Annotated in this window: 2 protein-coding genes and 2 pseudogenes; 3 read left to right on the forward strand and 1 reads right to left on the reverse strand. The window is 35.3% G+C overall.

All coding sequences use genetic code 11. The annotated features are described in order from the left end of the window. Positions 1-141: 141 nt before the first annotated feature. Positions 142-5494, reverse strand: a pseudogene (locus tag ASD98_RS24630) (beta strand repeat-containing protein); the annotation flags it as partial. Positions 5495-5773: 279 nt separating this feature from the next. Here ASD98_RS24630 and ASD98_RS22150 point away from each other — a divergent pair. The 3 genes and pseudogenes from ASD98_RS22150 to ASD98_RS22160 form a co-directional block, all read left to right on the forward strand. Next, positions 5774-6244 carry a regulatory protein RecX gene (locus ASD98_RS22150; RefSeq protein ID WP_056208952.1) on the forward strand — a complete coding sequence of 157 codons (471 nt, stop codon included), beginning with the start codon at positions 5774-5776 and terminating at the stop codon, positions 6242-6244. Between the two features lie 406 nt (positions 6245-6650). Next, entirely contained in the window at positions 6651-11240 is a 4590-nt protein-coding gene (locus ASD98_RS22155) for a T9SS sorting signal type C domain-containing protein (protein ID WP_082577915.1), read from the forward strand. A 233-nt stretch (positions 11241-11473) separates the two neighbouring features. After that, positions 11474-13187 (forward strand): annotated as a pseudogene (locus tag ASD98_RS22160) (DUF11 domain-containing protein); the annotation flags it as partial.

Here is a 13187-nt window from a genome sequence, read left to right on the forward strand (position 1 = left end):
GTTTGTTTCACCGGCTGCTTGTGAAGTTTTAAAGAACTGCATGTTATCACCGGGAATTCTCATGCCGTTTGTAAAGACAATATTGCTTCCTGTGCTGGCTTTAAAGAAAAATGCCTGTCCTGCAGCAATGCTTCCTGTTGNTGTTATCACCGGGAATTCTCATGCCGTTTGTAAAGACAATATTGCTTCCTGTGCTGGCTTTAAAGAAAAATGCCTGTCCTGCAGCAATGCTTCCTGTTGGAGCCGCCGCACCGCTTGTTGTTACAATACTTCCCGTTAAGGTATATACAGCATAATCTGCCGCTGTGTAATTGTATTTTGCGTCTCCAATCACGCTTCCGTTTGGAGGTGAATTGTGTGTCCAGAAATATAAGGCTCCAGTTCCTGTATCATTGATCAATTTATTGGCATTGATAGCTGACGGATATGGGTTTCCTATTAAATTCCATTTTGTTGCAACAGGAGTAAATGTGATATCTCCATTGTTTGGAACCCCTGTAAATGTAGCCGGRTAAACAGCCGTAGTATTAATRTCAAACTCCTGAGGTGCTCTTACAAGATATCCTTGTCCCGGYGTCATAACTGAAGCTCCATTATAATCTACCACCCATGCTGWTGCAGCTGAATTAAATATTTGATATTTGTCAGCCAGTGTGGTTGGTGATAAATCATGAAGGGTAAAACCAGGTGTTGCTGTAATAGGTGTTGACCAATAAGTGTAGTCATAACGACGCACTAGTGAAGTATTTCTATTATAAGTAATATTTCCTGAGTTAACTGCATTATTGATTTGTACTAAACTCGCATTATTTTCAAAAATTGACCAATAAGTGTAGTCATAACGACGCACTAGTGAAGTATTTCTATTATAAGTAATATTTCCTGAGTTAACTGCATTATTGATTTGTACTAAACTCGCATTATTTTCAAAAGTTAAAGTACTTCCTGTGTTAACTGTTACTGCATTGGTAATAGTTAAAGTGTTGGTACTTTTTACAGTAAGCGAACTGTTATTGTTTAGATTAAGTGTATGTCCCTGAAAAACAGTATTAGTTCCTGTTATTTCTGGTTTGTTTGTAATAGAAGTTAAATCTGGAATAACTACACAATCATCAACTGTAGGAACTCCATTTGGAGTCCAGTTTCCTGCGGTATTCCAATTTGTACTTGCGCTTCCATTCCATGTTTTACTAACATAAGGATTAACAGTTACAATTGTAATTGGAGACTCACATCCTGAACTGTTTTTAGTAGTAACATTGTAAGGTCCGTCTGTCAATCCAGAAAACACACCTGTCGTGTTAGTATAAGTTGATCCATCAATACTATACGTAATTCCTGCAGCCGGTGCTGGGCTTGAAACTGTAATAGTTGCTGTAGCTACAGAACATGTTGGTTGAGTTGTTACAGATGCAGCTGGTGCAGTAGGCGTAGGATTTACGGTTAATAAAGCAGAATTTGAAGTAATTGAACATGTTCCAACTGTAATAACACAATGAACATAATATCCAGAATATGATAATGGAGTATTTGTAACATTTAATGATGCAGTTGTATGCCCAGTTACACCTGTTTCTAAATCTGTATTTGTCCAGGTTGCATTATCTGGCGAGTACTGCCATTGGTAATTTGGAGTTGCTGCAGAAGTAACTACAGTAAATATATGATTTTTACCTTCACATACCGCAATTGGCTGGGGATGTGTTGTAATTATAGGTAATGCGTTTACAGTAATTGTAGATGATGTAGCTGATGTTGCAGTACAGCCGTTTGAGTTTGTGTAATTAATAGATACCATTTTGTTTCCTGCTGTAGACCATCTTAATGTAACGCTATTGCTTGTAGTACCAATTCCTCCTCCTGTAATGGTGTAGTCTATGCCCGCGGTTCCAGGAACAGTCCATATGTAATTTGACTGACTAGCTTCTGTTGTGTAAGTAACATCACTTTCCGCACAAACCGGAGAGCTTGGAGGTGTAATAAAACTTGGAGTTGGTAAAGCATTTACCGTAAGTGCAACTGCATTTGAAGTAACACTAGAAGAACATGCACCAGTAACAACTACTGTATAGTTTCCTGCATTCGCTGCTGTTGGATTAGTTAATGTAAGCGTATTTGTTCCTTGTCCAGAAATTACTCCGCCTTCAACAAGATCAACACCATCTTTTTTCCATGTATAATTTAAACTTAATCCAGTTGCAGCAACAGAAATTGTACGTACACCAGCACCAGAACATACCGCTAGGGGTATAGTTGGCTGAGTTGTAATAACTGCTGAACTCATATCAACAAAAACCGGAGTTGAGTTTACAGAAGATGAACCACAAGTTACTACAGCACGATAATATGTTTTAGTAGTTTGTGATGTTGTAAATTTAGATTTTGAATTAGCAGAATCTAAAAAAGTAATAACAAGATCATCTATGCTATGTATATCTTTTAAACCTCCCGTACGTGCAGAAAATTTAAATTTCCATGTAGATTTATCTGTAGTTGAATAATTTGGCAATAAAAGTTTAGAAACAATTGTAGTCATTCCCGCACCGTTTTGAATTGCAAGAGATAAATATCCGTCTGTATCTACATATAATATAACATCTTTGTAAGTAGCAGTTCTTAAATTAATTGGGTCGTTGATTCCAGCATTAAAAACCGAAGTATTATTGTAGATAATTCTTACGCGGCTTCCTGTCGCAACATCCTCATTGTCATAAGTGTCAAATTGCACTCTAAGTCCAGAACCTTCTCCGCCTTCACCTCCACCTTCATTGGCAGCAAAGCCGGGACCATAACTTAAACTTAAACCATCAGCGCCTGTAGTACCTCCACCCTCAATTTTATATTTAAAAGTAGCGGTAAATGGATTGATATTGTCTGTATTAGCTTTGTCTATAAAAAAACCTCCATTATGTCCATCTGGAGCAATTGTAGTTAAGACTAGTTCTCCGCCTGTAATTTGAGTATCAATACTTCTTACACTTGCTTCATCCACAGTTGTATTAACAGCTTGATCTGTTGAGAAATCATTATTGTAAAATGGTATAGATGGTGTAGCGGCACCTGTCCATGGTCCAGTGCTTGTTGGTCCAGTCTGCCATAAATAAGTAGTGCCTTCGCCATATGTATTTGCTAATGAAAGTGTAAAAGGCATATTAGGGCAAACAGTAGATGCGGTTGAATTTGTACTTACAGCAGAAAGAGTTCCTGTACATCCTGCTTGAAGTGTAATGATGTAATCTTTAACTTGACCTATTCCTGTATTTACTGTACAAGGAGTTGAGTTAGGAGTATTTCCACGTAGACCAATAATACGCATGGCTACATTCGTTCCGGTAGCTGCTAGAGGAATTCGAAAATAAACAGAAGTTGCTTTGTCATCGGCTCCTGAAGAGTTTCTGATTGTTCCAACAGATATTGGTCCTTCATCTGGATCTACAAAATCTCCATCTCCATTCCAATCAAAGAATGCAGTATAATACATGTTATAGTCTCCATTTGTATTTCCTTTAATTACCAATGAATAGTAATCTCCTTTGGTTACTATAGTTGTAGCAGTTGCAACTGGAATATTTTCATATGATGTAGTTCCAACAGGTGAAGAAATTAAACTGTTTAACGCAACATAAGTTATTGGCGCAACGCCCGCGAAAGCCAAACAAGAATCTGTTGTAACAACAACCCTTCCTGTACCGGTATTAAAAGAGGTTGTGTCTGTATTTGCACCTGTTGTGGTTGTACCTCCATAAGAGCTTGCGGTTTTTGTTGAACCTGCAAGAACTAAAGCAACAGCATTGTGAACAAAATTTTGCAGACTTGCTTTAACGCCTGAAGCTATCGAGAAAATATTGTTGATAGTTGTTGCTGCTGAAAATGTTTTATTTCCACTTCCAGTAAAATAAAGATTATAGAATGTTGTACTTGTTGAAGATAAAGTTTGGTTAGCTCCACCAAAATTAACGGTACTTGTACCAGCACTAAAATTCGTTCCAGTTCCGCTCCATGCAGTAGTAGAGGTAGAATTTACGTTTAATGTACTTGAACCGCCATTTAAAGTTCCATTAGTTAGTGCAACATTTCCAGTGAAAGTATGAGTTCCAGATCCTAAATTAAGTGTTCCTCCAGAACCATTAATTGTGAATGCAGTACCATTGATATTCCCTGTTAATGTAGCAGTATTTGCAGTTTTACTCATTAAAACTGTTCCTGTTGTTGTAAAACCGGCAATAGTTTGACTTGCTGTTCCAGAAATTGTAACCCCTCCTGTTGTTCCACTTATTGTACCTGTTCCGTTATTTATCAGATTACCACTCAGGGTTAATAAAAATGTAGACATCGCTAAACTAGTATCATTATTCAATGTTATTGCGCCTGTATTGATTGTAGCTGCTCCTAATGTCTTTGTGCCTGAATTTGACAATATTAAATTTGAATAAGTTGTTCCTTTTATTGTTTGTGTTGTACCATTGTAGTTTACGGTATTGTTGGCTGCTGTTGCTGTAAGAGTTGTAATTGTAGGTACAGGTGATGAAGTAATATTCAACTGGCTTGAAGCTGCACTATTATTGATTGAAGTGATAGTTCCAGAACCATTAAGGTTGAGTGTTCCTGTATTATTAAAAGTTGCTGTAGTAATTGCTCCGCTACCATTTATGTTTGCAGTTCCTACATTATTAATTGTGGGAATTGAGGAAGTTCCGCCAATTGTTAAAGTACTCCCGGATGAATTGGTTAATGTTCCTCCTGCTCCTGATAAAGCTGTTGATACTGATAAAACATTATTGTTGGTATAAGTCCCAGTTATAGCTACATTTGGAATTATTGTTGTTGTTGTTCCACTAAATGTCACACCTGTTCCTGTAAATGTATGTGTAGGAGTTTGAGTAGTAAATGTGGTGGCATTATTTGTTAGGCTGTTTCCAAAACTAAAGCTAGCCGCAGCTCCTGTAGTTGTTTCATTCCACACAGCACCATTATTAAGAGTAACTCCTCCTGTAAATGTCATTGCTCTTGAAGTAGCATTTGTAGAACCAAAATTTATAGTACCACTTATATTTGTTGTTCCTGTAACGGTTAATTGACGTTGCATTGTAACAATTCCGCCGCTATTAATATTTAAATTTCCTAAACTGATGTTGACAGTTCCACCATTGTTAGTTACTAATAATGAGCCCCCATTATTGACAGTAACAGTACCTGTTACTGTCCAACTTGCAGTAGTAGTCATGATATCACCATTTTGTATAATAAAAATATCACCTGCAGTTGTAAAATTAGCGGGATTACCTCCCGTTCCATTGGTGTTTGTCCACCAATTGGTTAAAGTACTAGGTGTACCGTTTACAGATGTATAGTAAGTTGCAGCATTCGCAAACGAAACAACAAAAAACATCCCCAAACAAATTAATCTTAAACTAAAAGTGAAAGACTTTTCTTTAGAAAAATTAGGGAATAATGAAAATAAAGAACGAACAAACAAAAGTAGTTTTCGAATCATAGTAGGCGTGGTATTAAATTTGTTTTTGGCATAAATTCAAATAAAAAATTTCAAATTTCGTTATGAACGAAAGACTTAATTTTAAACTTAAATTTTATTAATAACCGTTTAAGAAACTGGGCAGTTTAACAAACAGAATTTACCGACAAAATTATTATAATTCTTAACATAAACAAGGTTTTGCAAAAAGAGTTTTGCGAAATAGTGAAAAAATATGTAAGAAATTAACACGGAAATGATTATTTTTAGCATTTATAGTTAAAAAGAAAGAAAATACCCATGAATTCAATTTGTACTCCAAAAGAAGCTTTACAGAAATTAGAACGCTTTTGCGCCTATCAAGAGCGCTGTCATGACGAGGTTGTTTCGAAGCTTTACAGCTTAAAAATGACTTCAGACGAGATTGATTCTATTGTCGTTCAATTAATTGAGAACAATTTTTTAAATGAAACACGTTTTGCCTGCAGTTTTGCAAGAGGTAAACACAGAATTAAAAATTGGGGAAAAATTAGGATTACAAATGAACTTAAGCTGAGAAATATATCTTCAACAAATATTAAAATTGCCCTTAAAGAAATTTCGGCAGAAGAATATATTGAAACTTTTGAAAATCTGTCCGAAAGATGCTGGAATAATATTCAGGAAAAAAACAATTTAAAAAAGCGAAAAAAATTTTGTGATTACCTTCTCCGAAGAGGTTATGAAAGTAATCTCGTTTATGAAAAAGTCAAAGAGTTGGAGCAAGAATAAACATCGAAATTTATGTTTAAAATCGTATTTTTTACTTCATTTCAATCATCAGATTTTTATCTGAAAATATCTTAAATTCCTTACGGAATAAAAAACAACCTCTAGTTGTAAAATATTGCTTTTTTGAAGATTTTTTATAAAACCAGACGTTTTTTAGAATATTTTTTCAAAAAAACAGCTTTAAGTTAGCTGTTACTAAGGATTTTTCTTATTTTTAATTAGCTTGTTTTATAAGAAATTCCATAAAATCATCATTTTTACCGTGCATTTCATCGATTATTTTCTCAGTTTATCGATTATAAGCCTATTCTAAAAACCGCCGGAAAATCTAACACGTAGATGTATATATCTTTGGGCAGGTGTAATGTATTATGCCAGCATAACAATCTGATAGAAAACATTTAACATGATGAGAACTCTACTTTTATTTTTGTTTTTACCTTTTTTTGGCATTGCACAAACTGTTGATTTAGCTTCCTGGGCTTTAACATCAGATGGCAATAGTACAACCAAACAAAGTTATGTGCAGTCTGCTGTTTTTGCTCCAAATTCTGGCGAAAACCCAGTTACATACGGAAGCACTGGAGCATTAGTTGCTGGATGGAATAATTCAGGTTTTGTGCACTATCGATTTGTAGAGATTTCTATTGCACCTACGACAAACAATGTTATCTGGATTTCAAATCTAGTTTTTAATCAGGCAAGCATCCCAAACGGAGGTACACCGGGTCCATCTACTTATATCGCAAAATATTATATTTCGCAAAATGGAACTGTTCCTTCGACAGATGTGTTTTATAATACAGCAAGTAATTTAGTTGCTGAAGAATCAATTTCAGGGAATCCATCAAAAAGCATTAAAATTAACGAATCTTTAAATTCGAATCAAAAATTAATTGTTCGTCTTTATACTAAAGGGAATGATTACAATAATATCAGATGGCAGATTTTAGCCAACACATTAAAGTTTACCGGAAAATTAATGGGCCCTTTAGCTGGAACTTATACGATTGGAAGCGTTGCAACTGCAGATTTTAACACGTTAACATCTGCTGTAAATACACTTAACAATGTTGGAGTTTCTGCTGCGGTAACATTTTTACTTGACAATACTGCTTATAATGTTTCAACTTCAGAAATTTTTCCTCTTGTAATTAATCCATATACCGGAAATACTTCTTTTAAAGTTACATTTAAACCAAATGCAAATAGGAACGTAACTATTGAATCAAGTAATACAGCCAAGAATACTGAAGCCGTTTTTAAATTAAACGGGGTTGACAATGTTGTTTTTGATGGAAGTAACACGACAAATGGAACAACCAAAAATTTGACTATTTACAACAACAACCAATCAAATAACGATAGAGCAGTTATTTGGATCGCCAGTCAAAATAGCAGTAATGGTGCAAATAGTAATGAATTTAAGAATTTAATTTTACAACAGTATGCCCGTGGTACTTATGACTTTTCGATTGGTGTTTTTGGTGGAGGAACAAGTAGTGCATCAAGTACTGCAGAAACTGCGAATTCATCTAATATTGTAAGCAACACTACTTTTACAGGTGTAGGACAAGCGGTATATTTGAATGGACTTGCGGCTTCATTATCAACAGGTTGGAAAATTCAAAATAATATTATCGGCGGAACGACAAATGCAAATAAGCCGCATATTGGTATTAGATTAAATAATGCTAAAGATTACGAAGTATCACAAAATACAATTACGGGAGTTTATAAAGCAGATTCTGGACAAAATACAACTACTCACCATGCAGGTATTTCAGTTTATGGAACAAGTAACGGAACTATTTTTGGTAATAAAATTAGCGATGTGTATGATGTAACAGGTAATGGTATGAGTTATTGTGCGGGAATTTATGTTGATAGCGGTAGTAATACTATCTACAACAATTTCATAAATAATATTCGCAGTAGTAACACTGATGATAATAATTCTAATTTTAGCTATAAAGGTCACGGGATTTATATAAACAGTGGTGCTTCAAATAAAATTTATTTCAACACTGTTTCAATGGATGCCCCAGCAGCAGGCGGCCGTGCATCTTGTTTATTTATAGCAGGTGGTTCAGCTATTGATGTTCGAAATAATATATTTTATAACAGTCAGACATCAGGTACTCAGTATGCAATTTTTACAAGAGTTGCAGGTTCAGTTTTTAATTTACTCAGCTATAATAATCACTATGTAGCTAAATATACATCTCATTTTAACTCAAGACTTCAAGATAATCCTGACTATGCAGCTTTAAGTAATTGGCAGGCTGCAGGAGCAACAGGAAAAGAACAAAATACAATTATTGTTGAACCAAAATTTATTTCAGCAGCAGATCTTCATTTATTTCAAAATACAACAAACTCTGGAATCCATGCAAAAGGAACACCAATAACTGGTTTTACAACAGATATTGATAACGAAACAAGAAGCACAACAGCGCCAGATATGGGAGCTGATGAAATTATTATTTGTGAGCAGGGAGACCAAACAACGTTTGGAGTAGATTCTTGGATAGGTTATGTTTACAAATGGACAAATGCTGCTCCAAACCCTGTCTATAATGCAGCGGCGGCGGCAGCAACAAACGTTTTTATTGGTAACGTAACTGAACCAGCGATTTTTGATCGCAATATTGGAACAAGTACAGTAAGAGGAGTTGTAACAAATATATGCGGAACCGCTCCTGCAGATAACTTTTTTGTTCGTTACAAAATGAGAACAACAACTGCTGCTGGAACTTATAACATTACAATTGGAAGTGATGATGGAATAAGATTATATATTGACGGTAATTTAGTTTTAAGCAGATGGAATGACCACAGCTTTATTCTAGATGCAACTTTGTATACATTAGCTGCAGGTTCTCACGAATTTATCTTAGAATATTATGAAAATGTAGGTTCAGCACGTACTACTTTTTCATACGGTTTAATTAAAGGGGATAATGTGAATTTACCATACGGAGATAATGTCTGGAATGTTTACGGTTTTACAAAAAACAATTTTGATTTGACTCAAACTGTTTACGCAGGAACATATGTTGATTCAAATTTAAATATTAACACAACAACTTCATGGGCAGCAGATAAATCTCCGTCTTTAGCAACCACATGGCAAGGTGCACCAATTCCTATTGATAACTTTACAGTAACTTACAAGCGCCAGGGTTTTCCTTGTGGAAATTATCAGCTTCAAGTTGTAAACTGCGACGATGATATGAGAATTTATGTAGATGAAGTTCTGGAATATACAGCTGGACAAAATATTGGAGCACCAGTTATAGTAAAAACAAACCAAATTTACACTTTAAATAAAAATTCAAAAATAGAAGTTCGATTAAGAGAGGATGCCGGAGATGCAAAAATGGCTTTAAATCTTATTGCTATACCAACTATCTATGATGGCTCATCAACTCCGACAACCGGTTCTGCAATAACAGTTTCGGCTAATACAACCTTAAACTCTGATATTGAAGTTTGTTCTTGTACGATTAATCCAGGGGTTACATTGACAGTTCCAACAAATAGAACATTAACAGTACAAGAAACTACAACTGTTGGTACAGGCGGAAAACTTTTGATTAAAAACGGAGGGTCATTATTACAAAAAAGCACGGCTGCAAATGCATATCAGGGAGCTGTAAATTCGTTTGAACTGCAAAGAACTACTGCACCAATCCGTCGTTACGATTTCACCTATTGGTCAACACCAGTTACAGCGACTCCGGGTTTAACCCTTCATGATGTATCGCCTACAACTTTGGCAGATAAGTATTATAGTTATAACCCAACTACAGGGTGGACAATAAATTATAACGGAACTTTAGTAATGACTCCGGGACAAGGGTATATTATAAGGTCTCCACAGGAATATGATATAAACAGCACCGCAGTTTATTTAGCTTCTTTTAAAGGTATACCAAATAATGGGAATATCACGATTACGCCAACAGCAACAAAATGGAACTTAATTGGAAACCCATACCCATCAGCTATAAGTGCAAATAAATTGATCAATGACGCAGGAACTGGAGCTTTATATTTCTGGACACATAATTCACCTCCAAGCGGAACAGTAGCCGGAGATGCAAAATACAATTATACTGTTGCTGATTATGCTGTATATAGTTTAACAGGAAGTGTTGTAACAACAAGCGGTGCAGCTGCTCCAACAGGAAATATTGCTGCAGGACAAGGATTTTTCTTTAAGGCAAGTACAGGTAACAATATTGTATTTACAAATAGTATGAGAATTCCCGGTGATAACACGCAGTTCTTTAAAACTTCACAAACAGCTGGAGAAACAAACCGTGTATGGTTGAATTTTACCAATGCCGAAGGCGCTTTTAAACAAGCATTGATTGGTTATATTGACGGAGCAACAAACAGCTGGGATCAGAATTACGATGCAGCGACACTTAATGGGAATACCTATGCAGATTTTTACAGTATTAATGATGCGAAAAAATTAACGATTCAGGGTCGTGCAATGCCTTTTGAAGATACTGATGTAATTCCTCTTGGATATAAAACAGCAATTGCCGGTGAATTTACTATTTCTATTGATCATGTTGACGGTTTATTTGAAGGCCAAAAAGTATATCTTGAAGATAAAGTAACTAGTAAAATCCAAGATTTAAAAGCAGGTAATTATACCTTTAATACTGAAATAGGAACTTTTACAGATCGCTTCACACTTCGTTATACTAATAAAACATTGGGAACAGACGATTTTGAAAATGTAAAAGACGGTCTTTTAGTTTCTGTAAAAGACAAAGCAATTAAGGTTACTTCTTCAAAAGAAAACATCAAAGAAATAAATATATACGATATTTCGGGTAGACTTTTATATAGTAAAAATAAAATAGCAACGACGGAATTGTCAGTTTCAAATCTGCAGTCCGCTAATCAGGTTTTACTAGTAAAAGTTTCTCTTGAAAATGATTCGACGACGACAAGGAAAATCATTTTTAACTAAAATAATAAAAATATAATAAAAATCCGACAGTGAAAGCTGCCGGATTTTTACATGTAATAACATTTCAAAATAAGAAAAATGTAATAAAATATGTTGAAAATCTTTTAAACATTAAATCATTAACAAACACCCAAATCAACCAAAACACAAATTGTATGCCCCAAAAATTACTTTTGTTTACCCGTTCTTTATTTAAAAAAATACTATTTATATTTTTATTGCTTTCTTTAAAAATGTCAGCTCAATTAACGGCTGTTTCAAGAATCTATACCGATTGGAACGGATATTGGACCTCTAATTCAACTACAGCAGCCGGTAACCGCCCAGACAGAGAAAACAATTTATTGGCATTCTCTTGGAATGGTACCACCTATTCTACAGGAGTTAATAATACAACACTCGATTCACATTCTGTAACTTACAATGCACAAAAATTTAGAGCTTTAAAAATTCAATCTTTAGGCTCGACAACAGGATCTTATTTCTTGCAAGGTTCAATGATAGACGGATCTGCAAGTGGTGCAACTTTAGTGCCTGCTTTAGCTGGCTCAAGTGCCACAGGAGCAGAATTAGCGTCAAGATTAACAGATGGGACGAACGGCTTGTCACTTGGAACTGGTGTTGCTAATATAAAAGCAGGTACGGCAGAATTTAAAGTTGGTACGAATAACTTAAATCTTACAGGTCTTGGAGATGGAATTCCTGACTTAATTGTAACTCAGGTAGCAGAACCAAGCGGAACACCAGATACTTTCAAATTTATTGATGCATTAGGAAATACAGTTGGAACAGAATTATCTATAAAATTTGATGCTGTTACCGCAATCGGTACTTATAGTTTGGATTTGTTTAAAATGGATGGAACGTATGGATTTACTCCAGCCGCAACAAGAGACATTAGAGTGCTTGCAATTGAAACCAGTCAATTTGGAATCACATCTGCAAACGCTGCCCAGGTTGATCGTTTTGTTGTAACTTTTTCAGGTAGTTCAGATTGTGCTTTTATTGCTTTTAATACCAATTCATTAAAAATTGCAGAATTAAGTCTTATAAAAACAGCTTCGATGCCCTCATGTGGAAAAGCAGGAGATGTTATTAATTATACTTTCAATGTAAAAAATACGGGAGAAGTTCCTATTACAGATATTCGAGTGACTGATCCAATGCCGGGAATAACTATAGCAGGAAACCCAATTACTAGTTTAGCTGCTGGAGCAACCGCCACATTAACCGGTACTTATACTATTACCAGCAATGATGTACTTACAGGAAGAGTAATTAATTCTGCTAAAGTTACAGGAACTGATCCATCATTAAATATTGTTGAAGATATTTCAGGACATACCTATGCAGACAATATTTCAACATCAATAGATTTATTGCCGCCTCCAACTATTGGTACAATAAATGATGTTTCATGTTCGGACTTAGGAAGTGTTACTTTAAATAATTTACCATCATCGGGAACCTGGACTATTGAAAGAAGCCCCGGATCTGCTACATATACAGGCTCAGGAACTAGTACGACAATCCCTTCGCTTACTGCCAATACTTACACTTTTAGAGTAACGGATAATAGCAGGGGCTGTAAATCGCCATCAAGTCTTGGAGCAACTATAACAGATCAATCTTCGACAACCTGGAATGGGACAGCTTGGTCTAACGGAACTCCAACTGCCACAAAAAGAGCTGTTTTTTCAGGAAACTTTCCAATAACAGCAGATTTAAGTGCCTGTTCTTGTACGATAAATAATGGAGTTAATTTGACAGTTCCATCAGGCCGAACTTTAACAATTACAAATGCTCTCACTATAAATACAGGTGGGTCATTAATTTTTGAAAATAATGCGAGTTTAGTACAAATCAATAATGCAGTTAACTCAGGAAATATTACTTATAATAGAAATACTTCACTAGTGCGTCGTTATGACTACACTTATTGGTCAA

Origin of the sequence: Flavobacterium sp. Root186, from assembly GCF_001428525.1 — a bacterium.
GTDB lineage: Bacteria > Bacteroidota > Bacteroidia > Flavobacteriales > Flavobacteriaceae > Flavobacterium.

Excerpts from the sequence above, each read along its gene's own strand:
- ASD98_RS22150 (WP_056208952.1), top strand. The coding sequence starts at position 5,774 with ATGAATTCAATTTGTACTCCAAAAGAAGCTTTACAGAAATTAGAACGC.
- ASD98_RS22155 (WP_082577915.1), top strand. The coding sequence starts at position 6,651 with ATGATGAGAACTCTACTTTTATTTTTGTTTTTACCTTTTTTTGGCATT.